27 protein-coding genes are annotated in these 22,810 nt (G+C 57.1%); 17 read left to right on the top strand and 10 right to left on the bottom strand.

Annotation, left to right across the window (positions count from 1 at the left end):
* Positions 1–3: 3 nt before the first annotated feature.
* Together AC2FHX_RS14835 and AC2FHX_RS14830 are read right to left on the bottom strand one after the other, a co-directional pair.
* Positions 4–1,455 carry a sensor histidine kinase gene (locus AC2FHX_RS14835; RefSeq protein ID WP_496702520.1) on the bottom strand — a complete coding sequence of 484 codons (1,452 nt, stop codon included), beginning with the start codon at positions 1,453–1,455 and terminating at the stop codon, positions 4–6.
* Positions 1,452–2,189 (bottom strand): response regulator transcription factor, encoded by a 738-nt coding sequence (locus tag AC2FHX_RS14830; protein WP_496702522.1) that lies wholly within the window; start codon positions 2,187–2,189, stop codon positions 1,452–1,454. The genes AC2FHX_RS14835 and AC2FHX_RS14830 overlap by 4 nt, the downstream gene beginning before the upstream one ends.
* Before the next feature lie 214 nt (positions 2,190–2,403).
* Here AC2FHX_RS14830 and AC2FHX_RS14825 point away from each other — a divergent pair, with 214 nt between their 5' ends.
* The 5 genes from AC2FHX_RS14825 (at position 2,404) to AC2FHX_RS14805 (ending at position 6,996) form a co-directional block, all read left to right on the top strand.
* Positions 2,404–3,648, top strand: a complete 1,245-nt coding sequence (locus AC2FHX_RS14825; protein ID WP_271952389.1) for an ABC transporter substrate-binding protein — start codon at positions 2,404–2,406, stop codon at positions 3,646–3,648.
* Between the two features lie 57 nt (positions 3,649–3,705).
* A complete protein-coding gene (locus tag AC2FHX_RS14820) occupies positions 3,706–4,578 on the top strand; it encodes a carbohydrate ABC transporter permease (RefSeq protein WP_142638652.1) in 873 nt (290 codons plus the stop codon).
* Complete coding sequence (locus tag AC2FHX_RS14815; protein ID WP_271952391.1) at positions 4,571–5,470, top strand: carbohydrate ABC transporter permease; 900 nt, start codon at positions 4,571–4,573, stop codon at positions 5,468–5,470. Before AC2FHX_RS14820 ends, AC2FHX_RS14815 begins: the two co-directional genes overlap by 8 nt.
* Before the next feature lie 4 nt (positions 5,471–5,474).
* The gene (locus tag AC2FHX_RS14810; RefSeq protein ID WP_142638656.1) at positions 5,475–6,572 is read left to right on the top strand and encodes an ABC transporter ATP-binding protein; all 1,098 of its coding nucleotides are present in this window, start codon (positions 5,475–5,477) and stop codon (positions 6,570–6,572) included.
* A gap of 91 nt (positions 6,573–6,663) precedes the next feature.
* Complete coding sequence (locus tag AC2FHX_RS14805) at positions 6,664–6,996, top strand: putative quinol monooxygenase (RefSeq protein WP_496702524.1); 333 nt, start codon at positions 6,664–6,666, stop codon at positions 6,994–6,996.
* 2 nt (positions 6,997–6,998) lie between these two features.
* On the opposite strand, the gene AC2FHX_RS14800 is transcribed toward AC2FHX_RS14805, so the two are convergent.
* Together AC2FHX_RS14800 and AC2FHX_RS14795 are read right to left on the bottom strand one after the other, a co-directional pair.
* A complete protein-coding gene (locus AC2FHX_RS14800) occupies positions 6,999–7,607 on the bottom strand; it encodes an MlaC/ttg2D family ABC transporter substrate-binding protein (RefSeq protein WP_496702526.1) in 609 nt (202 codons plus the stop codon).
* A complete protein-coding gene (locus AC2FHX_RS14795; RefSeq protein WP_142638706.1) occupies positions 7,597–8,367 on the bottom strand; it encodes an MlaA family lipoprotein in 771 nt (256 codons plus the stop codon). The genes AC2FHX_RS14800 and AC2FHX_RS14795 overlap by 11 nt, the downstream gene beginning before the upstream one ends.
* Before the next feature lie 345 nt (positions 8,368–8,712).
* On the opposite strand from AC2FHX_RS14795, the gene AC2FHX_RS14790 reads away from it, so the two are divergent.
* Genes AC2FHX_RS14790 through AC2FHX_RS14775 form a run of 4 tightly spaced genes read left to right on the top strand, consistent with a single transcriptional unit; the run spans position 8,713 to position 11,455 of the window.
* A complete protein-coding gene (locus AC2FHX_RS14790; protein WP_142638661.1) occupies positions 8,713–9,168 on the top strand; it encodes a RidA family protein in 456 nt (151 codons plus the stop codon).
* Positions 9,165–9,932 carry a glycerophosphodiester phosphodiesterase family protein gene (locus AC2FHX_RS14785; RefSeq protein ID WP_142638663.1) on the top strand — a complete coding sequence of 256 codons (768 nt, stop codon included), beginning with the start codon at positions 9,165–9,167 and terminating at the stop codon, positions 9,930–9,932. Before AC2FHX_RS14790 ends, AC2FHX_RS14785 begins: the two co-directional genes overlap by 4 nt.
* A 45-nt stretch (positions 9,933–9,977) precedes the next feature.
* Entirely contained in the window at positions 9,978–11,165 is a 1,188-nt protein-coding gene (locus tag AC2FHX_RS14780; RefSeq protein ID WP_496702529.1) for a GNAT family N-acetyltransferase, read from the top strand.
* The gene (locus AC2FHX_RS14775) at positions 11,162–11,455 is read left to right on the top strand and encodes a 4a-hydroxytetrahydrobiopterin dehydratase (protein WP_496702531.1); all 294 of its coding nucleotides are present in this window, start codon (positions 11,162–11,164) and stop codon (positions 11,453–11,455) included. Before AC2FHX_RS14780 ends, AC2FHX_RS14775 begins: the two co-directional genes overlap by 4 nt.
* On the opposite strand, the gene AC2FHX_RS14770 is transcribed toward AC2FHX_RS14775, so the two are convergent.
* The 4 genes from AC2FHX_RS14770 to AC2FHX_RS14755 all read right to left on the bottom strand — a co-directional run bounded on the left by AC2FHX_RS14770 (position 11,452) and on the right by AC2FHX_RS14755 (position 12,986).
* A complete protein-coding gene (locus AC2FHX_RS14770) occupies positions 11,452–11,763 on the bottom strand; it encodes a hypothetical protein (RefSeq protein ID WP_281973287.1) in 312 nt (103 codons plus the stop codon). The two genes, AC2FHX_RS14775 and AC2FHX_RS14770, sit on opposite strands and share 4 nt — an antisense overlap.
* Before the next feature lie 33 nt (positions 11,764–11,796).
* A complete protein-coding gene (locus AC2FHX_RS14765) occupies positions 11,797–12,141 on the bottom strand; it encodes an EF-hand domain-containing protein (protein WP_496678396.1) in 345 nt (114 codons plus the stop codon).
* An 11-nt stretch (positions 12,142–12,152) separates the two neighbouring features.
* Entirely contained in the window at positions 12,153–12,398 is a 246-nt protein-coding gene (locus AC2FHX_RS14760) for a glycine zipper 2TM domain-containing protein (RefSeq protein ID WP_271952399.1), read from the bottom strand.
* Between the two features lie 102 nt (positions 12,399–12,500).
* Positions 12,501–12,986, bottom strand: a complete 486-nt coding sequence (locus AC2FHX_RS14755; RefSeq protein ID WP_142638675.1) for a peroxiredoxin — start codon at positions 12,984–12,986, stop codon at positions 12,501–12,503.
* Between the two features lie 99 nt (positions 12,987–13,085).
* Here AC2FHX_RS14755 and AC2FHX_RS14750 point away from each other — a divergent pair, with 99 nt between their 5' ends.
* Genes AC2FHX_RS14750 through AC2FHX_RS14735 form a run of 4 tightly spaced genes read left to right on the top strand, consistent with a single transcriptional unit; the run spans position 13,086 to position 15,686 of the window.
* Entirely contained in the window at positions 13,086–14,297 is a 1,212-nt protein-coding gene (locus AC2FHX_RS14750; RefSeq protein ID WP_496702534.1) for an NAD(P)/FAD-dependent oxidoreductase, read from the top strand.
* Positions 14,294–14,854: a 16S rRNA (guanine(966)-N(2))-methyltransferase RsmD gene (rsmD, locus tag AC2FHX_RS14745; protein ID WP_496702536.1), complete on the top strand. Its 561-nt coding sequence runs from the start codon at positions 14,294–14,296 to the stop codon at positions 14,852–14,854. The genes AC2FHX_RS14750 and rsmD overlap by 4 nt, the downstream gene beginning before the upstream one ends.
* The gene (locus tag AC2FHX_RS14740) at positions 14,835–15,482 is read left to right on the top strand and encodes an HAD family hydrolase (protein WP_496702538.1); all 648 of its coding nucleotides are present in this window, start codon (positions 14,835–14,837) and stop codon (positions 15,480–15,482) included. The genes rsmD and AC2FHX_RS14740 overlap by 20 nt, the downstream gene beginning before the upstream one ends.
* Before the next feature lie 24 nt (positions 15,483–15,506).
* Positions 15,507–15,686: a hypothetical protein gene (locus AC2FHX_RS14735; protein ID WP_496678387.1), complete on the top strand. Its 180-nt coding sequence runs from the start codon at positions 15,507–15,509 to the stop codon at positions 15,684–15,686.
* On the opposite strand, the gene map is transcribed toward AC2FHX_RS14735, so the two are convergent.
* Positions 15,674–16,486: a type I methionyl aminopeptidase gene (gene map, locus AC2FHX_RS14730; protein WP_496702540.1), complete on the bottom strand. Its 813-nt coding sequence runs from the start codon at positions 16,484–16,486 to the stop codon at positions 15,674–15,676. The genes AC2FHX_RS14735 and map overlap by 13 nt on opposite strands.
* A gap of 821 nt (positions 16,487–17,307) precedes the next feature.
* Between map and AC2FHX_RS14725 the strand changes: the two genes are divergently transcribed.
* The 4 genes from AC2FHX_RS14725 (at position 17,308) to AC2FHX_RS14710 (ending at position 22,031) form a co-directional block, all read left to right on the top strand.
* On the top strand, positions 17,308–18,387 hold the full coding sequence (locus AC2FHX_RS14725) for a tetratricopeptide repeat protein (RefSeq protein WP_496702542.1): 1,080 nt from the start codon (positions 17,308–17,310) through the stop codon (positions 18,385–18,387).
* Between the two features lie 794 nt (positions 18,388–19,181).
* Complete coding sequence (locus AC2FHX_RS14720; RefSeq protein ID WP_496692757.1) at positions 19,182–19,748, top strand: OsmC family protein; 567 nt, start codon at positions 19,182–19,184, stop codon at positions 19,746–19,748.
* A gap of 27 nt (positions 19,749–19,775) precedes the next feature.
* On the top strand, positions 19,776–21,011 hold the full coding sequence (locus AC2FHX_RS14715) for an NAD(P)-binding domain-containing protein (RefSeq protein WP_496702544.1): 1,236 nt from the start codon (positions 19,776–19,778) through the stop codon (positions 21,009–21,011).
* A 12-nt stretch (positions 21,012–21,023) separates the two neighbouring features.
* The gene (locus tag AC2FHX_RS14710) at positions 21,024–22,031 is read left to right on the top strand and encodes an NAD(P)H-dependent flavin oxidoreductase (protein WP_496702546.1); all 1,008 of its coding nucleotides are present in this window, start codon (positions 21,024–21,026) and stop codon (positions 22,029–22,031) included.
* Here AC2FHX_RS14710 and AC2FHX_RS14705 read toward each other — a convergent pair.
* On the bottom strand, positions 22,028–22,729 hold the full coding sequence (locus tag AC2FHX_RS14705; RefSeq protein WP_496702548.1) for a winged helix-turn-helix transcriptional regulator: 702 nt from the start codon (positions 22,727–22,729) through the stop codon (positions 22,028–22,030). The genes AC2FHX_RS14710 and AC2FHX_RS14705 overlap by 4 nt on opposite strands.
* Positions 22,730–22,810: the final 81 nt, after the last annotated feature.

Below are 22,810 nucleotides of genomic sequence, written 5' to 3'. Positions count from 1 at the left end.
TCGTCACTGCCTGGTGATCTGCAGACGTGCGCGCAGGCCTTGCTCTCCGGCTTCGAAGCTGAGGGTGCCGCCATGCTGTTCCGCGATTGTCGCCGCGATTGTCAGACCCAGACCAAACCCATCCGAAGACCCGGTGTTTGACCCGCGCCGGAACGGGGCCATCAGGGCTTCGATATCCGAGACGGACAGATCGGCCCCTTTGTCCTCGACGGTGATGGTTGCTATTTTGGCATCGGTTTCCAGCTGAACCTCGGCATGGCGACCATATTTCAGCGCATTGTCGATCAGGTTGGTCAGGGCGCGCTTCAGCGAAATTGGCCTGCCGACGACCAGCATTCTCCGGGTCTCGGGCAGGGATCCATGCCCTCGGCGCGACATGAAAACGGAGGTGCCCCCCTGAACCGCCACCGGGGTCAGCTTTTTCAGGGTCACCGGCAGATCCATATCCTGATAATCCGCCACCAAGGCTTCGACCAGCGATGTCAGTGAAATCTGGCGCGGTTCTTCGATGCTCAGCTCGGACCTTGTGTAGGTCAGAACGCTTTCGATCATGCCGGTCATCTGATCGACATCGGCCTCAAGCTTTTCGCGCAGCTCTACATCCGGGATCAAAGCGGCACGCAACCGGACGCGGGTGGCCGGGGTGCCCAGATCGTGGCTGACACCCGACAAGACAGTGGCGCGCTTTTCCAGCTGCATGCGCTCGGCGTCCAGATGCTCGTTCACGGCCGAGACGATGTCGCGCAACTCGGCCGGGCCATCGGCCTCATAGCTGTTCGGCCCGCCCCGTCTTTTGCGGTCGCGCAAGGCAGTAGAGAAGCGGGTGAAACTGTCCGATACATTGCCGACCGAGGTAAGGATCACCGCCAGCGCGACAATGGCGACCAGAATCGTGGGCAGACGCAAGTCGGTTGGGGCTGCACGGCATCCCCAGATATCTGTCCCGTCCACCTGTTGCCATGCGCCGCGCCCATAGCGGGCGATCAGTATCGGTTCGCTGCAATAGGTCGCCAAAAGCCGGGTCAGGTTGCCCATTTTCTCTGGGCCGGTCTGGTCGATGCCGGAGAGGATGTCGGACACCGGGTAAACCAGCCGGTCTGACATCACAGCCAGCGTCAACTCTCGGCCCGAAACCGGTGCCGAGCTGTCGGTCAGGATCGACAGGTTGGTGACAAAGCTGCGATCCGAAAACCCGGGGAGTTGTTCGAACTGCCCGGCGTCCGCCAGGCTGGCGGATTTGGGTGGCAATGGAGTAATGGTGATGCCCGGCGGTGGGGATTTACCGATGCGCAAATCCTCATAGACCGCGAACCCGGCAACATAGGCGCGTGTCTGGAATTCCTGCCATGCGCGGGCCGAGGCGAACCAAAGGCCTGCGGCCAGCAACCCCGTGGTAAAAGCGACGCAGGTCCAGATCCAGCCCAGGCTGCGCAGGCGCGTGGCGCGGACGGTCATGCGGTTTCGTCCACAGACACCTCTGCGGCAAAGATATAGCCCACACCGCGTTCGGTCTTCAGCATTTGCGGGTCTTTGGGGTTGGCTTCGATCTTGGATCGCAGCCGCCCGACCAGCATGTCGATGGCGCGTCCCTGGCTTTCGGTCTTGTCAGCCGCGCCGGTTACATCCAGGGCGGCGGCGATTTCATCCCGGGTCAGCGGAATATGCGGGTTGGCCAGAAACACCTTGAGCATCGCCGTTTCGCGTTGGGACAGGGAAACCAGATATCCGTCCGGCGAATGCACTTCGTCGCGCTTGCCATCATAGAGCCAGCCGTCAAAGCGAAAGCTTTTTGTCCGACGGCGATAGGCAAGCGAAGGTGTACGACGCGCCCGTTGCATGACGGCGCGAACGCGAGCCAGCATCAGTTGCGGATTAAAAGGCTTGGCGATGTAATCGTCGGCGCCTACCTCATACCCGGCCATGCGTTGATGATCGGCGGACAAGGCCGAGACCAGAATGATCGGCACGTCCTGTTCGGCCCGCAGGCGGGCACAGATATCAACGCCGTTTTCATCCCCCAGCATCACATCCAATAGAATCAGGTCGATCCGACCCGACTTGAGATGGGCGCGGATTTCGCTTTCGGAACTGGCGGGCAGCGCAATGAAGCCATTCTGTTGCAGGAACTGGGTCATCATCGACCGCATTTCAGGGTCGTCATCCACCACCAACAGCCGCGGAATGCTCACAGTGTTCTTCCTCCTGTTCTCTGGCCCCAAACTTCGTCCATTGTAACGAACGGAAACAGATTCAATGCTAACGTAACACGCTGTAACAAAAGCGGTGAAAATTTGCGCCTTTCCCGGGTATTGGCCCGGATTAAGCGTTGTCAGACTCAGATTGGGGCACAGTATTGCGGCATTGCCATTTTGACTGGCACCGAATTCTCAGGGAGGAGAAAACATGAAACGATTTTCTTTTGCGACTGTGTCCGCATTGGCCGTCGCAGCCGGATCATCTGTGGTGGCCGAACCACAGGCCGAGGTCTTGCATTGGTGGACATCCGGTGGCGAGGCCAAATCGGTGGCCGTGCTTCAGGAAGAGTTTGCCTCGAACGGGGGCACATGGACCGATATGCCTGTCGCAGGCGGCGGCGGTGATGCAGCCATGACGGCGCTGCGGGCGCGGGTTCTGGCAGGCAACGCGCCGACAGCGGTTCAGCTGAAAGGCCCGGCGATTCAGGAATGGTATGAAGAAGGTGTTCTGGCCGATATTTCGAACGTGGCCGCAGCCGAAGGCTGGGCCGAAGTTCTACCCGCGTCGATTGCCGGTCACATGATGTGCGAAGGCACTTGGTGCGCGGCGCCTGTGAACGTTCACCGCATCGACTGGATTTGGGCCAATGCCGATGTGCTGGCCGCAAACGGAATCGAGATGCCGACCACATGGGACGAGTTCAACGCCGCAGCCGAAAAACTGCAGGCCGCCGGTGTGATCCCGCTGGCGCATGGCGGTCAGGCCTGGCAGGACGCTACGGTTTTCGAAGCCGTCGCGCTGGGTCTTGGCGGACCGGAATTCTATCAGAAAGCCCTGGTCGATCTGGACCCCGAGGCGTTGACCTCGGACACAATGATCCAGGTCTTTGACCAGATGCGCACCCTGCGTGGTTATGTGGACGAGAATTTCTCGGGCCGCGACTGGAACCTGGCCACCGCGATGGTGATGAACGGCGAAGCGGCCTTTCAGATCATGGGTGACTGGGCCAAGGGCGAATTCCTGGCAGCGGGCAAAAAGCCTGGTGAGGATTTCCTGTGCGCCTCGACCCCCGGCGATGGATATCTGTACAATGTCGACAGCTTTGCCATGTTCGAGGTTGAGGGCGACGACAATCGCGCCGGTCAGGAATTGCTGGCCAAGCTGATTGTTGCACCGAACTTTCAGGAAGTGTTCAACCTGAACAAGGGTTCGATCCCGGCCCGGACCGATGTGTCGCTGGATGCCTTTGACATCTGTGCGCAAATCTCGGCCGAAGACATGGGCTCGACCTCGGCAGGTGGTTCGCTGCTGCCATCTTATGCCCATGGCATGGCGCTGCGCGGGTCGCAGGCTGGTGCGATCACAGATGTTGTGACCGCGCATTTCAACTCGGATATGTCCTCGGCTGACGCGGTTCAGCAACTGGCGGACGCGGTGGCCAACAGCTACTGATCCAAAACGCTCTGCCCCCCAAGGTGTGGGGCAGAGCATCTTTCCCCGGAGGAAAACATGTCCGAATGGCTGGAAAACCACCTGCCCAAGGTGGTGCTGGCACCGTCGTTCATCGCCGTATTGATCTTTGTCTACGGATTTATCGGATGGACCGCATGGGTGTCGCTTACACGCTCAAAACTGCTGCCGAAATACGAGATCCATGGCTTCATCCAATATGAGCGCCTGTTCGACTCTCCTCGCTGGGATACGGCGATTGGCAACCTGTATATCTTTGGTACTCTGTTCATCGTGATCGCGATGCTGCTGGGCCTGCTGCTGGCCATCCTGCTGGATCAGAAAATCCGCGTCGAAGGAGCGATCCGAACAATCTATCTCTACCCCATGGCGCTGTCGATGATCGTCACGGGCACGGCGTGGAAGTGGATCCTGAACCCCGGTCTGGGGATTGAGTCCATGGTGCAGGGTTGGGGCTTTCCCAACTTCGAATTCGATTGGCTGGTGAACCCCGATTACGCGATCTACACTATTGTGATCGCTGCACTCTGGCAGAGCTCGGGCTTTGTGATGGCGCTGTTTCTGGCCGGTCTGCGCTCGGTCGATGGCGAGATCATCAAGGCCGCACAGGTCGATGGTATTCCCACATGGCGTATCTATACCGCGATCATCATCCCGTCGATGGCCCCGATTTTCCTGTCCGCTTTCATCGTGTTGGCGCATCTGGCAATCAAAAGCTTTGACCTTGTCATCGCCCTGACTGGCGGCGGCCCGGGTTATGCCACCGATCTGCCCGCCACTTACATGTATGCGATGGCCTTTTCGCGCGGCGATATCGGTCAGGCGGCGTCTTCTGCAATGATCATGATGCTGGTCGTCTTTGCCATCGTGGTTCCTTATCTCTACTCAGAATTGAGGGCTAAAAATGACTGATCTGTCGATGCCCCACACCCAAACCCGCAGTCAAAGTAACATGAGCAAAATCGCCCTGCGCTGGCTGCTTTACGTGGTGCTGTGCCTGTTCGCGCTGTACTATCTGATGCCGCTGTTTGTGATGTTGACGACATCGCTCAAAAGTCTTGAGGAAATCCGTACCGGTAGCCTGATATCGTTACCGCGTGAGGTGAGTTTCGAGGCCTGGAAAACCGCTTGGTCGGGCGCCTGCACGGGAATCCAATGCGAAGGTCTGCGGCCTTACTTCTGGAACTCGGTCCTGATTGCGGTGCCTGCGGTGGCTATCTCGACCCTGCTGGGCGCTCTGAATGGTTACGTTGTCGCGCAGTGGCGGTTCAAAGGGGCTAACATCATCTTCTCGCTGATGCTGTTTGGTTGCTTCATTCCGTTTCAGGTCGTCCTGCTGCCGATGGCGCGCCTTCTGGGCATGATGGGTATTGCCGGAACCATTCCGGGCCTGATCTTTGTCCACGTAATCTATGGTCTTGGCTTCACCACGCTGTTTTTCCGCAACTATTATGTCTCTATCCCGGCCGAGCTGACCAAGGCCGCCCGCGTCGATGGGGCCGGGTTCCTGCGGATTTTCTGGTCGATCTTCCTGCCACTGTCACTGCCGATCATCGTGGTAACCGTGATCTGGCAATTCACGCAGATCTGGAATGATTTCTTGTTCGGCGTCTCGTTCAGCCAGGCGGGCACACAGCCTGTGACCGTGGCGCTTAATAACATCGTAAACTCCACCACCGGTGTCAAAGAATACAATGTCGACATGGCCGCCGCGATCATCGCGGGTCTGCCGACGCTGCTCGTCTATGTCGTTGCCGGTAAGTATTTCATCCGCGGCCTGACCGCTGGCTCTGTGAAGGGATAGAATGATGGCTCCCATCCTTGATATCAACAAGCTGTACAAGAACTACGGCGCAACCGAGATCCTGAAGGATATCAACATCTCGATCGAACCGGGCGACTTTCTGGTGTTGGTCGGCCCATCGGGCTGTGGGAAATCCACCCTGCTGAACTGTATTGCCGGGCTGGAACCGATCACCGGCGGTACGCTGGCCATTGGTGGCAAAGACATGACCCATGTCAGCCCTAAGGACCGGGACATCGCCATGGTGTTTCAGTCCTACGCCCTGTACCCAACCATGTCGGTGGCCAAGAACATTACCTTTGGCATGAAAGTGCGCGGCGTAGATCAGGCTACGATGGACGCTAAGCTAAAGGATGTGGCCGCACTGCTGCAAATCGAACCGCTGCTGAACCGCCGTCCCAGCCAGCTGTCCGGTGGACAGCGTCAGCGGGTGGCGATGGGACGGGCGCTGGTGCGCGACCCCAAACTGTTCCTGTTTGACGAGCCGCTGTCGAATCTCGACGCCAAGCTGCGGGTCGAGATGCGGACAGAAATCAAGAAGCTGCACCAGACGCTGGATGCCTCTATCGTTTATGTGACCCACGACCAGATCGAGGCGATGACGCTGGCCACCAAGATTGTGGTTCTGAAAGGCGGGATCGTGCAGCAGATCGGCAGCCCGGCCGAGATCTATAACAACCCTGCCAACCTGTTCGTCGCCGATTTCATGGGCTCACCTGCGATGAACCTGATCCCTGCAAAGGCAACCAAGAACGGCACAGGCACCGAAATTGCCATCGAGCGGTCATCGGGTGAAACGCTAGTCCTGAAGGATGCCCGTGATCTGTCACTGCCGCAGGATGTCATTCTGGGCCTGCGCCCAGAGGATATCGCCGAGGCCGGGTTCCGCGCCGGAGACGGTGTACAGGAAGCGGTTTGCATGGTCGACATGGTCGAACCTGCCGGAGCTGACACCTATGTTGTGTCCGAACTGGGCGGCAAACAGGTCACTGCGCGCCTGCACGCGGAAACCAGCGCCCAGGCCGGACAAGAGCTGAACCTGGCCTTTGACATGAGCAAAGTGTCCTATTTTGCCAAGGAAACCGGCGAGCGGTTGAACTAGCGCACTGCGCAGGACTTGTTCTTGCTAAGCTCGGGCAATTTCGCCAAATACTGACGCCATGTCAGGCCAACGAGATTGCCCGGGGTATATGATGATACTGGAAATTCGACATTACACACTAAAACCGGGCCGCCGAGAAGCGTTCATAGAATTCTTCGAGAAACACAATCGCGCTGCGTTGCGGGATGCAGGAATGCTTGTGTTTGGGCCGCTCAGAGACCTGGAAAATCCTGACAAAGTGCATTGGATGCGCGCGTTTTCTTCGTTGGAAGAACGCGACAGGATAAAGGACAGCTTCTATGGCGAGGCGGTCTGGAATGACCAGATCGAACCCATTGCAATGCCAATGATCGCACACTATGAGGCCGAACTGGTCGAAACTACGAGCGGATTTGAAAGTTTTGACTGCAGCAAAACTCTGTGAATTCACCCGGTTCGCTTCATATCCTTGATCAGACGGTTCAGATCACCGCCGCGCGCGTCCAGCATGGCGCCAATCTCGGTACGTTCGGTCAGCAGCATGTTCACGCCTTCGATAAACATGTTGAAGAATTTGTCGCGGCCGGATTTGTCGGACACCAGGAAGGTCACCTCAAAGGGCGAGGAGCCCTGCAACTTGACCGAGGTGCGGACCTCGTATCCCGCTTTGATCTTGCGCGCATTGCGAACGGTCACCTGGCCGCCAATAAACTCGCGAAAGCGACGCCCGTATTTGCTGGAGATATAGCCCTGAAACGCGTCGGTGAACTGCTTTATCTGTGACGCACTGGCCGAGCGGCCATCGGCCCCCAGCACATAGCGGGCCATGATCGGAACGTCAGCATATTGCACGAAGATCTTTTCAAAATCGCGGATCATGCTCTTTTCGGATTTTCCTGAACTGATGACGCGGTTGATGTCATCCACAACGCTAACGACCAACGCTTTTGCACTGGCCTCTGTCTGGGCAAAGCCTGGCAAGGGGAGGGTGGCTAGCGCCAGGCCGGCGATGCCAGATGCAATAAACTCTCTTCTCTTCAAATAATTACTCGGCATATGGATCCTCGTAGGGGTCAAGGTAGGGGTCTCTGACAGGGTCGGTCCCGATATCTGCATAGGGATCGTCATACAATCCCAGATAGGCGTCCTCATCATCGCGTGCCAGTTCGAAACGTCGATTTTGCAGGTAAATTGTTTGTGCCTGCTTATAGCTGTCAGCACTTTCATAGAGGATGGAATCGACTGTGTCCGAGAACCGTCCACGGTCGCCCATCCGCCTTACGATTTCGGCGTAGACGCCGATATTCTCGACCGGGCGCACCGGTGTGAAGTTGATCGGGTTCGAAAACAGGTTGACGACGACGCCGACCGCATCCCTGGATGTTGAGGGGCCATAGAAAGGCAATTCCACATAGGCGCCTTCGCCAAAACCCCAGACGTGCAGGGTTTCACCGAAATCGGTATCCACGGGCGGCAGGTTCAATTCGCTGGCCGGGTCAGACAGACCCGCGCCACCAACGGTCGTATTGATGAGGAACCGCAGCAGGGCATTGCCCGACTGCTTCAGATTGCCCTGCAGCAGATAATCCAGAGCCTGACCCGGCATAGTCAGGTTTTCGGCAAAATGGTTGAAACTGGTCACCATCGGATCGGGCACGATCTTCACATAGCCCTTCGAGGCCGGACGGAACAGGAACCGGTCGACGCCCAGATTGAACTTGTGAATGCCGCGGTTTGTATTCTCGTAGGGATCGAAAGTATCGCCGCGCGCGGCCTGATCGGCGGGTTGGGACGCACAAGCGCCAAGAACGGTCATCAGGGTCACGACAATCAGGGGCTTGAATCTGATCTTGCTCAACACGGTATTTCAACTCCAAACGCGCCAGCCGTTTTGTGAGTGGGGCTGGACGCTCAATCAATAATGCCTGCGGCCATTTTGCGGCTCAATCTGTCGTCACATAAAGGTTTTGGGCCCATTTTGAAACAGTTCGCGTTTAACCCGGCCGACTGCATCTGGTAAAGTGACACAAGTTCAACACCTCGGGATAAGAGAAGTTACGCTTAATACGCCACTGACCGCAGTTTTACTGGTTTCACACTTTTCCAGCCGAACGATCCCGGATAGCGTCCCGCCGAGTCTATATCAGGTGAGGATCAACAGATGAGTATCGCAGCAAAACTGGAAAGCTTGGGAATCAGTCTGCCGGACGGGCCGGCGCCCGCCGCCAACTATGTGCCTTTCGTGCGGGTCGGCAATATCGTCTACGTTTCAGGACAGATTTCCAAGGATGCGGAACTGATCACCGGCAAGCTGGGTGATAACATGGATGTTGCAGCCGGTGCTGCGGCTGCCAAGGTCTGCGCGATCAATCTTCTGGCGCAGGTCAAGGCTGCTTGCGGTGGCGATATAGAAAAGCTGGTGCGTGTGATCAAACTGACAGGGTTCGTGAATTCAACCGCCGATTTCACCGACCAGCCGCAGGTGATCAATGGTGCGTCGGACTTTCTGGTCGAGGCGCTGGGCGAGGCTGGTCGCCATTCGCGCTCGGCCGTGAGTGCAGCGTCGTTGCCGTTGGGCGTCGCGGTTGAGATCGAAGGCATCTTCGAGATCGCATGACCCCGGTACTGCCCGCTACGTTCCTACAGGCCCCGATCACGCATCGGGCCCTGCACGACAAATTGGACAACCGCCCGGAAAACAGCCGGGCGGCGGTTCGTGCCGCTGTTAAGGCCGGTTACGGGATTGAGATTGATCTGCAGTTGAGCGCCGACAACCGGGCTTTAGTCTTTCACGACTATGACCTGGGGCGACTGACCGGGCGACCGGGGCCAGTTCGGCAGATTTCGGCGCAGGTAGCGTCCGAGACACAGCTGTTGCACGCTGATGACGGTATTCCGACACTGGATGATGTGCTGGAAATCGTGGCGGGCAAGGTGCCCCTGCTGATCGAGCTTAAGGATCAGGACGGTGTGATGGGCCCGAATGTGGGCCCGCTCGAGCGCGATACTGTACGAGCCCTTGAGGGTTACGAAGGTCCGGTGGCGCTGATGTCGTTCAACCCCAATTCGGTGGCTGAACTGGCGCGGTTGGCGCCGCATTTGCCCAGGGGGATCACGACCTGTTCGTATCAGCCCAAAGTCGAACTTTTGCCTGCGGCGGTGTGCGATTACCTGCGGGACATCCCGGATTTCGCAAGGGTCGGGGCCAGTTTCATCAGCCACGAAGCCGAAGACCTGTCCCGCCCAAGGGTTGCCGAGCTGAAGGCGCAGGGTGTTCCGGTCCTGTGCTGGACCGTTCGCTCGGCTGCGCAAGAGGCCGAGGCCCGCAAGATTGCCGATAATGTGACTTTCGAAGGGTACTTAGCCGCGCATCCGGGTTGAACCGCGCCCCTTCCGTCACAGATAAAGATGAAATGCAGAGGGCACATGGATCAGGCACAAATCGAGGTTCGGGTACTTGGATCGCTCTCGCAGATTATTGCGGCAGAGTGGGACAGCTGTGCCTGCCCCGAGGCTGCGGACGGGGGCCGTCCGCTTGATCCCTTTACCACTCATCGCTTTCTTTTGGCTTTGGAGGAAAGCGGGTCGGTCGGGCCGGGTACCGGCTGGCAGCCGCAATACCTGACGGTTTACCTGGACGGAATGTTGATCGGGGCCGCCCCGATGTACGCAAAATCGCATAGTCAGGGCGAATATATCTTCGACCACAACTGGGCGCATGCCTATGAAAACGCTGGCGGGCGGTATTATCCCAAACTGCAGATTGCGGTGCCGTTCACCCCGGCCACCGGGCGTCGCTTTCTGCTGCGGCCGGGATATCAGGCGGTGGGCATGTCCGCCTTGGTGCAGGGGGCGGTGCAGCTGGCGGCGGATAATCAGGTATCGTCAGTCCATGCGACCTTTTGCACTGAAGATGAGGCGTTGGCGGGCGCGCAGATGGGCCTGATGCTGCGCCATTCCCAGCAATTTCACTGGCTGAACGACGGGTATGCGAATTTCGATGGATTTCTGGCCGCTTTATCCTCGCGCAAACGCAAGAACATTCGCAAGGAACGCGCACAGGCCTGCGCCTTTGGCGGCGAAATCCGCGCGTTGACCGGCGATGACCTGCGCCCCGAACATTGGGACGCGTTCTGGGAGTTCTATCAGGATACCGGCGCGCGGAAATGGGGCGTGCCCTATCTGACGCGGCAATTCTTTGATATCGCTCAGGAAACCATGGCGGATGACATGGCATTGGTTCTGGCCGAGCGCGGCGGGTATCCGATTGCGGGCGCGCTGAACTTTATCGGGCGCGAGACGCTTTATGGCCGTTACTGGGGCTGCGTCGAACATCATGCCTGCCTTCATTTCGAACTGTGCTATTATAGGGCAATCGACTTTGCCATTGCCCAAGGCCTGGCTCGGGTCGAGGCAGGGGCGCAGGGCGAACACAAGCTGGCGCGCGGCTATCTTCCCACGCGCACGCACAGCCTGCACTGGGTCAATGACCCCAGCTTTGCCGATGCGATCAAAAAATATCTGGACGCCGAGGCCCAAGCAGTGGGAGAAGAAATCGAGATTCTGACTGATTATGGCCCGTTCAGAAAGTCGAACCCGGAGGAACACCAATGACTGAACTTCTGTCGACCGAGACCCGTGGCCCCTTGCTGGACCCGCTGTTCAAAGGCGGCTGGACCATGGTCAAGGACCGGGATGCGATTACCAAGACCTTTATGTTCGAGGACTTCGTCCACGCCTTTGGTTGGATGACCCAAGTGTCTATGTTTGCCGAGAAATGGAACCATCATCCCGAATGGTTCAATGTCTACCGCACGGTCGAGGTGACGCTGTCCACCCATGATGTCGGTGGGCTTTCGGCGCTGGACGCCAAACTGGCCCGCAAGATGGACAGCCTGGTCTAACCGCTGTCACCGCGTGATCCGACACCGCCGGCAAGGCTGGCAACCTGACCCAGCCGCCTGAACTCGGCTGGGGTGACCAGGTTGTCACTAACGTCGATTTCGGCAGGTATCCGGGTAGTTCTGTTGCCGATCATGCGCACGGACCGTGCTGCGGGGTTGATGTCGAGACAACGCCGGTCATAGCAGGTCAGGCCATTGGTACTGATCTCTATCCTCGGTTGGCCATCAGGGCCGGTCACAATAGGGGCCTGCGGCACATCACATGCAGCAAGCAACCCCAACGCAAAAAGAGCGCTCCATTTGGTCATTGCATACTCCTGTCTGGCCCAAGGCCGCAGAGCCTAGTCCAGTTGACCGTTGCTGTTCTGATCAGCAGAAATAAAATCTTCGGTCATATGCTGATCGTATTCCGTTCTTGAAATATTATTATCCCGGTCCCGGTCAACCTTTTGGAATTGCTTTATATCCAGAAACGGCTTGGCTTCATCCAGGCCCAATGTGCCGTTCTTGTCCTCATCCATCGTCTGGAACGCATAGTCGGAGAAGGCGTCGAACTCATCTTTCGACAGGAAGCCGTCATTATTGGTATCGATGGCCTTAAGCTCATTCTCATGCAGCTCTGCCACGGTTTCGGCCGTAGCGGCACCCGCCAGGGACAACATCGACAGGACGATTGCGGTTTTCATCTTCATCCCTCTCAACATGCGAACCTCTGACCTTCAACGCCGCCGACCGCAGCACCCGCTGCCGTCAGAATGGTTTTCCCGGAACCGCCTCCAAATTGATTGCCGATGACGCCGCCCAGCAAGGCACCACCCACTGTGCCGCTCAGGCAGGCGATCTCATGCTGTCGTGCGGCCTGTTGCTGCGGGGTAGGGGCCGGTCCACAAGCGCCAAGTGCGCCGGTCAGACCTAAAAGAAAGGTAAATGTCTTTAGGTTCATAAACAAACTCCCTGATGAATATGTACCAAGTATTCGCCCATCATAAGAGTGTCGCAAGTTAAATTGCGAAAATGGCCCCAGCAGCACTGGGGCCAGATCAGGTCAGATAACCTCTAACAGCCCTTCACCTGCGGAAATCTCGCAGACGCCGGGATTTTCCTCCAGGTTCATGGCGACCACTTTGCCGTCTTCGACCAGCATCGCATAGCGCTTGGACCTGCCGATCAGACCAACGGGCGGGGCGTCGAAATCCATCCCGATGGCTTTGGTGAATTCAGACGCCGCATCGGCCAACATGGTTAGGCCAGTCGCAGTTGCGCCGGTGGACTCGCCCCAGGCGCTCATGACAAAGGGGTCGTTGACCGAGATGCAGATGATTTCTTCCACGCCTTTTGCATCGAACTGGTCTTTGGTACGCATAAAGCTTGGAACATGCGCCGTTGTGCACGTGCCGGTATAGGCGCCGGGCACGGCGAAAATGACAACCTTGCGCCCTTTGGTCTTGTCCGAAACGCGGACCTCTTCAGGGCCATTTGCCCCCATTTGGGTCAATGTGGCGTCGGGCAGAGTGTCACCTGTTGAAATCATTTTTTCGCTCCTGTCATTTGGATTTGCAGAGTCGGGCCTAGCCGCAATATAGGTGAGCTAACAAAAGTGACCACGGGAATTCGACAGGGTGAGGGGAATATGAGCCATATTGTCGTGATTGGCGCCGGCCAGGCAGGTGCTTCGCTTGTCGCCCGGCTGCGCAAAGATGGGTTCGACGGCGAGATTACTCTGATTGGCGCAGAGCCGCATTTGCCCTATCAGAGACCGCCTTTGTCCAAGGCCTATCTTCTGGGTGAGATGGGGCTAGAGCGCCTCTTCCTGCGCCCCGAAAACTTCTATACCGATAACAATATCACCCTGCGCCTTGGTCAGCGTGTGACCGGTATTGACCCGCAGGCCAAGACGGTGACGCTGGGTGATGAGGTTGTTTCTTATGATGAGCTGGCCCTGACCACTGGATCGGATCCGCGCCGCCTTCCAGCCGCTATTGGCGGCGATTTGGACGGGGTGCATGTGGTGCGTGATCTGTCCCATGTGGACGAAATGGAACCCTATGTGTCCGAAGGCGCGCGTGCGCTGATCGTGGGTGGGGGATACATCGGGCTTGAGGCCGCAGCCGTTTGCGCCAAGCGCGGGGTCAAGGTGACCCTGGTCGAAATGGCCGACCGCATTTTGCAACGGGTCGCCGCCCCCGAAACCAGTGACTATTTCAGAACGCTGCATTCCGAATATGGCGCCGATATCCGCGAAGGTGTCGGGTTGGAGCGACTGCTGGGTGAAAACGGCAAGGTCACTGGCGCGGTGCTAACGGATGGCTCTGAACTCGAGCTGGATTTTGTCATCGTCGGGGTCGGTATCGCCCCTGCGACCCATCTGGCCGAGATGGCCGGGCTTGAGCTGGACAATGGCATCAAGACCGATGTGCATGGCCGCACCTCTGATCCGTCGATCTGGGCGGCGGGTGATTGCGCCTCATTCCCGCATGCTGGCGGGCGTATCCGTCTGGAAAGCGTGCCAAACGCGATTGATCAGGCCGAGATTGTTGCCCAGAACATGTTGGGCGCGGCAAAGGACTATACTGCGACCCCGTGGTTCTGGTCGGATCAGTATGACGTCAAACTGCAGATCGCGGGCCTGAACACCGGGTATGACCGGGTGGTGACCCGCAAAGGTGACGGGCAGACCGTGTCCTTCTGGTACTATAAGGGCGATCAGCTGATCGCGGTCGACGCGATGAACGACCCGCGTGCCTATATGGTTGGTAAGCGTCTGATTGAAAGCGGAAAAACAGCTGATCCTGCTATTGTGGCCGACCCGGATGCGGACCTGAAACCGCTGCTCAGAGCGTGAGGATCATCTCCGGAGCCTTCCGAGGTCGGGCTTTGGCCTCGGTCGGCAAGGGGGACGCCGGCGCGCATCTGCGCCCGACCACAGACCGGGTACGCGAAAGCCTGTTCAACGTACTGGCCCATCAGATTGATTTTGACGGGCTGCGCGTGTTGGACCTGTTCGCAGGCACCGGTGCGCTGGGGCTTGAGGCCTTGTCGCGCGGTGCGGCACATGTGAGCTTTGTCGATGATGGCCGCGTGTCACAGGGCCTGATCCGCAAGAATATCGACCTGACCCGCAGCTCTGACTGTACCGAGCTGATCCGTCGCGACGCAACGCGGCTGGGGGCCAATCCCGACGCGCCTTATGACCTGATCTTCCTGGACCCGCCCTATGGCAAATCCCTTGGGCAAAAGGCGATTGCGGCTCTTTCTGACGGCTGGTTCGCACAAGGCGCCCTTGTCGTCTGGGAGGAAAACGCGCCCATGCAGCCGCCCGACGGGTTCGTGTTGCATAACAGCCGCAAATATGGCGACACGCATATCACCCTGATGTGGAATGGCGATCCGGATGCATGATCTGGTGATCTTTGATTGCGACGGAGTCCTGGTCGACAGTGAGCCGCTGTCCAATCAGGTACTGGTCGACAATCTTGCCCGTTATGGCCTGAACCTGACAATCGAAGACAGTATGAAGCTGTTCGTTGGGGGCACCATGACCGGGGTGCGGGACAAAGCCCGGGCGCTGGGCGCGGAGCTGCCCACAGGCTGGGTTGATGAGGTCTATGCGGAAACCTATGACCGGCTCCGACTTGGCGTGCAGCTGATGCCCGGCGTGGCGGACCTGCTGGCGGTTCTCGAGGCAAACGGGCTGCCCTTCTGTGTCGCCTCGAACGGCAGCCCGGACAAGATGCAGATCACTTTGGGTCAGAACGGGTTATGGGATCGGTTTCGCGATGTCGCCTTTTCGGCCCATGTCCTGGGAACGGCCAAGCCGGACCCGGCATTGTTTCTGACTGCGGCTGAACGCTTCAACGCGTCAAACCCTCTGGTGATCGAGGACAGCCTCAGCGGCGTGACCGCAGCAAGCAGGGCACATATGCGCTGTTTGGCCTATGCACCGCATGGTGGCGGTAAAAAACTGGCCGCTGCGGGGGGCGAAGTCTTCTCTGACATGGCGCAGGTTCCGGCGCTTTTGGGGATTTGACCCGGTCATGTTACCCTGCGGGGCATGGACCGTGCACTGACCCCGTCGAATTGGTCACTTCCGCAAGAGGCTGACACCGCAACCGATCCCCAGCGCACGCCTCTGCGCGCGCCGGTTTTCATCCATGATGCGGTCACGCCATGGGGGCAGGAAACCCTGCTGCTAAAGCTGCTACGGGATCAGGCGGCGGATCAGGAAGAATAGGTCGGGTGGTACTTGCCGCCTGGCGACAGGGTAAAGATCTCGACCCCATCTGCCGTTACACCGACCGAGTGCTCAAACTGTGCCGACAGTGACTTGTCGCGCGTCACGGCGGTCCAGTCATCGGCCAACGTCTTGGTCTCGGGGCGGCCCAGATTGACCATCGGCTCGATGGTAAAGAACATGCCCTCTTCCAGAACCGCACCAGTGCCCGGACGGCCATAGTGCAGAACGTTTGGCGGTGCATGGAAGACCCGGCCCAGCCCGTGGCCGCAAAAATCGCGGACTACGCTCATCCGGTGTGCCTCGACAAATGATTGAATCGCGTGGCCGATATCGCCGAACGTGTTGCCGGGTTTGACCATCTCGATGCCCTTGAACAGGGCATCATGAGTGATCTGGATCAACCGTTCGGCTTTGCGCGGCAGCTTTCCCGCTACATACATGCGCGAGGTATCCCCGAACCAGCCGTCGACAATAACGGTCACGTCGATATTCAGGATATCGCCATCCTTCAGCTTTTTGTCGCCGGGAATGCCGTGGCAGACCACATGATTGACGCTGATACAGCTGGCATGCTGATAACCCTTATAGCCAATCGTGGCCGACGTCGCGACCGCATCCTCGACCATCTGCGTGATGAGCCCGTCAATCGCGCCAGTGGTCTGGCCGACGAAAACATGATCGGCAATATCATCCAATATCCGCGCAGCCAAAGCCCCTGCCGCCTGCATGCCGGCAAAGTCACCCTGTTCATAGATACGGATACCGTCCTTGGTCAGACGGCCACGATGTTCTTTCATCGATGCGAGGCTCCAAATATTTCGCGCAGCACCCTTTTTACGCTGCTTGTGCAGAAAGTACCAGAGGGCGCACGGTCGCGGGTTAAGATGGGGATCAATGCTGTGGCTTCAAGGATTAGTCGGATCGCCTTTGTTGGGCGGGTGCTTTTTCAGAGCTCTATGCGCAGTTAGAGGGGGGTGCTAATGTCGGCTTGGCGGACAAATCTGCCGTTCGCCGCACCTGCATCAGTGTGACCTTCCGAAACACTGGAGTGACCTTTCAAGCTCTGTTCGCGTTCACTGTGACAAGACCCATTTCCTACTAGTTTCTGTACCTGTTTTTACCTGAATTTTGCGACCAGAAAAGATCCGATGTGATAACCGGAGTACAAGACCCATAAGAACCACAATGCGTCCAGCGCCCAAGCAGGGTTAAAACTGCCTTCTCCGAAAGAGAAATACATCTCGTTTGATACGCCGCTAATCAGAAAGTATGAAACAAACGTTGACGAAATTACTAGCAACGGTCTCTTGTCCAGAACACTTTTATACACTTTGCTTCCCATTTCTTTCCGCTATGTCGCGATAGTAATGCGTTTTCGCGGCACGCCCGTGAGCCAACTTGGGGCAGCGAATTGGACATTGCAAGTTTGGGCTCAAACTACCCCTTCAACGCTTCTGCATGAACGATAGTTTTTCGGCTAAGTTCACCCAGACCCCCTCAGTCGAAACCCGCGTGCCGTAGACCAGTTTCTCGACACCCCTAGCTGCGCCGCCTCGAACGCCGCTGCATAGGTCGGGTCGATATCTGCGGCCATGGAAATTCGTCCACAATCGCCGTTTTGCCATTCCACAACCTGAGCGATGATCCAGAACAGTTTTTCAGTGATGGTATTACAGAAGACATCATCACAGGATTGTCGCGCTTTTGCACGCTTCAGTTGGTCTCAAGGAACGCTTCTTTTCGCTTCAGAGGCAAGGAGGCCGATCCAGCTGAAATTGCGGCGACTTTGGGCGCGGATTATCTTGTCGAAGGTAGTGTGCGAAAAGCAGGGAGCGGGGTCAGAGTTTCGGTGCAGCTCTCCGACTCAATTTCGGGATCGCAGTTGTGGTCGGATCGAAATGATCGTGAACTAGAGGATGTTTTGGAGGTTCAAGACGATGTGACACGAAGCATCGTGGCGGTCCTCCCCGGGCGGGTTCAGCACGATGTTGACGATCGTTCGACCCGAAAGCCAGAAAATGAAATGAAGGCTTACGAGCTAATGCTAAAGGGCAAAGCCCTTCGCGAGGGCCTGAATGCCCGAGATACGGCAAAGGCACGGGCCCTGCTAGAACAGGCGGTAGCCCTCGACACGACAATCGCGCGATCGTTCATGTACCTTTCAGATACCTATGTCATTGATATTTGGCTAGGGTTTGCTGTTACCGAAGCAACCAACCATGTATTGCAAATTGCTCGAAAGAGGGCGGCACTGGACAACCGGGATGTCTACATCCAGGACCAACTCGGTTTCGCCTATTTGTGCGCAGGCCTTTGGCAAGAGGCTGAGACCCAGTTTGAAAAAACGCTGTCTTTGATCGAAAACGAGGCAGAGTCCATGGCTTGGTGTGGATACGCCTTTCTTTTGCTCGGGAGGCATGAGAAGGCGCGTGACGTCGTATCTGAGGCAATGCAGTTGGATCCTTTGCACCCCCCGGCCATCGACTGGATCATGGGACAGATTCAATTCTTCTGCAAAGACATCGAAGCGGCACTCGGTTTGTTGATGGGAGAGGCTTGGCTCAATTCCTTGGCGACGGCACTGGTGGCGGCCTCCTACGCAAAGCTAGATCGTCAGGCAGAGGCCGAAGCAGCCCTCGTTGAATTTTACAGCCGAACGTCGCGACGAACTCATGAGCCGAGGTATCCGAGTGAATGAAGAAACCGTTTCCACTCTCGCTCATGGGTTTCAGACGATGTGGCGGCAACCAGATGATTTCGAACACCTTGCTGCTGGCCTACGCGCAGCCGGTTTGCCCAGTTGAACTTAAGTATAGAAATTGCTTTCGACTTTGTAGGGCTGGACCAGACCTCGGAGGCAGAAGGAAATTCGGGGTTCAGACACATTTACTTGGATGAGGACAGCCTAGAGCAGCCACTCGATCCGGCCCTGTCATGCTGCGTCGCAGCCCGCCATTGCCACCGTTGATACATGGCGCAGCATTCACAAAGGATCAGTTTTGTTGTTGGGGCAAACCAATCCCTGATGCGTTTCTACTTAAGGGTATGATCGGATTGATTTGATTCCAGTTGCCTAACATCATGTCCAAGCCTGAACTCGGTGGTATCAATCCGGTCGCAAACCTAATATGCCTGCCTGCAACCAAGAGAGGACACCCAATGCCTAAATCCAAAAAGCCCAAGGCGAGGCGCCCGGGTGCAAACCCTGTCAAGAAGCCTGCTTGGCATCAAGCGCTCAACGGTACTGCCGGACAACATGGGGAGCGGCCTACCAAAACAGGCAAAAAGGCACAGAACAAATCGGCTTAGGCAAATAGCCAATTTCGCCAAATCCATCCTTCGCAATGCTAGCGGCGTTAGCTTCTTTTTCTTACTATCAAATATGTAGTGGATTGCTTTCGACCGTGAAGTTTCTCGCAGAGCGCGTGTTCCCTAGAAGTCGTCGTATCGAGCCGCACCGACAGCTCAACACACTTCTAAAGGAACAACACAATGACCACGCAACCCCAAGACAAGCCCGTTTCAAATGGCGTAAATACCGAGGCCCTGATCGGGGCACGGGGCGCATTTGCCGAGATGCCAAAAGCTGCGTCCTTCACATTCCGCAGCACTTGCGACTGGGTCGACGGCAGTGAAAGCCGCAACACCATCAATGGCTATTTTGGCCTGGGTGAAGAACACACACGCAAAGAAACTTTTTCAATTTGCTCGGACCATCCAGAAGTTTTCGCTGCTCGTGACAGCGCGCCGACCCCCCCGGAAATCGCATTGTCCGCATTGGCGAGCTGCCTAACCGGTGGCATCGCTGCAGTTGCGCAACATCGGGGCATCCAACTGCATGACGTACAATGCGTTGTCGAGGGTGATATGGATATGCGCGGGATATTGGGCATGGACCCCGACATTCGCAACGGCTTCAGTGCAGTCCGTGTGACCTTTGATATCGATGCTGACGCAAGCGACGATGACATTCGCGCTTTGGTCGCACAGTCACAAAAACGATCCACTGTTTTTGATCTTATGACCAATCCGACCAACGTACATGTGGTCGTCGCCTAGGCCGCGATTGCTACAGGAGCGAGCGTCATGCGACATATTTCGACTGTCATCATTGGCGCCGGGCAAGCCGGGCTCGCAATGAGCAAGTGTCTTTCGGACCGTTCCGTTGCGCATGTTGTGGTGGAGCGGGGCGAGGTGGCGCAGTCCTGGATGAAAGACAGGTGGGACAGCCTGCGGCTGCTTACTCCAAATTGGCAGTCAAGGTTGCCGGGGTATGGGTATAAAGGACCTGATCCGGACGGGTATATGAACATGCCCCAGATCACTGGTTATCTGCTTGACTATGCCCATGCGATCGATGCCCCGGTCGAAGAGCACACAGCTGTTCATTCTGTGACCTTTCATGGGAACAACTATTTGGTTCGCACCAACAAGGGCGATTGGATCTGCGACCATGTCGTTGTCGCCAGTGGGGCTTGCGCACGGCCTAAACTGCCTCAGTTGGCGGGCGCTGTTCCGGAAGGCGTCACGCAGCTGTCGCTCGGAACGTATAAATCGCCTGATCAAGTTGCAAAGGGCGGTGTGCTGGTGGTTGGAGGGTCAGCCAGCGGCGTGCAGATTGCCGCTGAACTCTGCAATGCGGGGCATGCTGTGACCCTTGCCGTTGGGGAGCATATCCGTGCGCCGCGGCGTTATCGTGGGCGGGATATTCAATGGTGGATGGATCGTAGCGGCATTCTGGACGTCCGCGTCAAGGATGTGGACGATATCGAACGCGCCCGCCGCTTGCCCTCGTTCCAACTGATGGGTGATTCTGGAATAGGCTCCATTGACCTGAATACGCTTCAGGCGATGGGGGTTGCAGTAACGGGTCGACTGGTCGGCATTCAAAACGGTATGGCGCAGTTTTCCGGCTCAGTTGCCAATCACTGTGCCATGTCGGACTTGAAGATCGGCCGCCTTCTTAAGCATTTCGACGACTGGGCCGAACGCGTGAACATTACAGGCCTTCCCGAGGCGCAGCTGTTGCCACCGACGTTATTGTCCAACCCGCCACACCTCATGTCCAATCTGAGAAACGGAGCGATCTGCACCATCATCTGGGCAACGGGTTATTCCCCCGAATTCAGTTGGCTGAAGCTTCCTGTGTTCGACCGGAAAAGCATTTTGGTCCACGATCAAGGCATCGTTGCACCCGGTCTATACGTCCTGGGATTGCCCTTCATGCGGCGTCGGAAGTCGGCGCTGATTGATGGCGTGGGCGGTGATGCGCAGGCCCTTTCCGATCACCTTATTGCCAATCGAAACCGCCACGCGGCTTGAAGGAGTTCAATCATGAACAAGGCGATCAAAACCCGCGCAATTTCGACGGCGTTTACAGATCTGGTTGCGGTTGATCACCCTATCGCGCTGGCCCCCATGGCCGGCGCCGTGGAAAGCGACTTGGCTGCTGCTGTTGGCAATGCAGGCGGCTATCCGATCATGCCCTTCTCGTGGAGCAGCAGAGAGACTATAGAGGCTGAACTTACAAACCTGCGGGCAAAGACCGGCGCGCCATTTGCCGTAAACCTTTGCCTCGACATGCCGCAAGAAGCCCGATTAGAACTTTGCCTATCGCATCGCCCTCATGCTGTGCATTTCTTCTGGGGGGATGCAGCGCCCTTCGTAAAACAAGTGCATGCCAGCGGGGCATTGGTAATCCAAACCGTCTCGTCTGCGAATGAGGCAAAACGCGCCGTTGATGCGGGCGTTGATGTATTGGTCGCGCAGGGTTGGGAAGCAGGAGGGCATGTTCGTGGGACCGTTGCGACCCTGCCGCTGATCCCGGCCGTCGTGGATGTGGCAGGATCGGTGCCAGTTCTGGCGGCCGGAGGTATCTCGGACGGGCGCGGGTTGGCTGCGGTCCTCTGTTTGGGGGCCAGCGGCGTTGTCATGGGAACTCGTTTTCTGGCAACCCCAGAAAGTGCGGCGCATTCCGAATACATCGCACAGCTTTTAGCGGCCCAGCATTCAGACACAGTCCATGAGACCGATCTTTATAATGTTGGATGGTCAAATGCTGCACATCGCGTGCTGCGTAACGCCGTAGCGGATCGTTGGCTAGCAGAGGGCCGCCCCGGCAATCGGGCACGTCACCGGTCCGGTGAAACGGTTGCAATGCGAGGCATCGCCCCAATCAAGGCCTATCAATCCACGACACCCCATCATTCGATGACCGGTGAGATTGAAGCGTTATCGATGTGGGCAGGTCAAAGCGTTGGCCTGGTGAACAGCACTGAACCCGCTGGAACGATTGTCGACAGTATTATGGCACAGGCCGGCGCTGCGCTAAGATTGTCCTAACGTGTTGCCAAAATCTCTTCGGCATTCGGCAAGCTTGCAAAAATGCAATCGGAAAGCCAGCTTGATATATTACGTGTCAGAGCCGCCGGTCCGATGATCTCCATCGTGCCAAAGGCTTTGGCAGCCTTATAGGTCGTGTGACCCAACCATGCATCCGCCATCGCGCGCACCTTGGTTGTGATGAATACGTCCACGTCCAGACCGGGGTCGGTTGTGCAGACATCAACATTGCCACCTTCAACCGTGATCCACCATTTAGGTTGCTCAGCGAAATCCGTAAACTGGAACAACACGACCGTTCTGCTGCCGGGCAGGTTCTCGGGAACAATACTTCGTTGAAGATAAAGCATCAAAAGTTCGACGTCGTAATCCGCGTCGCTCATAAACGCCTTTGACCATTCCATGCCCCAACTTCCAAGTGCCAGTAGGATTGGCTGCAGCTGCCGGCAGCTTGCGGTTGGTAGGTATTCGTGCCCCCGACCGCCTTGAATACGACGCTTATAGACAAGGTCATACTCCTCGAGCGTGACCAATCTGCGCGTCAAAAGCGTGGGAGAGATCGCGCCCAACCCACGCTGGAGCTCTGAAAAACGTGTGCTGCCCATCAACAGTTCGCGTACAATCAGCATGGTCCATTTTTCGCCCAAGATTTCAGTTGATTTGGCGATGGGGCACCATTGGCCATAGCTGTGCGACATCAAAGTTACTCCAGAAAGTGTAGTAAGGCACTCCAATCGGTATAGTGCTTTGCTCCAATCTGTAAAGCATCGCGTAGGGAC

The sequence above is a fragment of the Ruegeria sp. CDSC042 genome (genome assembly GCF_059610745.1).
Note: the sequence above shows the minus strand (reverse complement) of the source record. Positions and strands in the feature narration are given on the sequence as shown.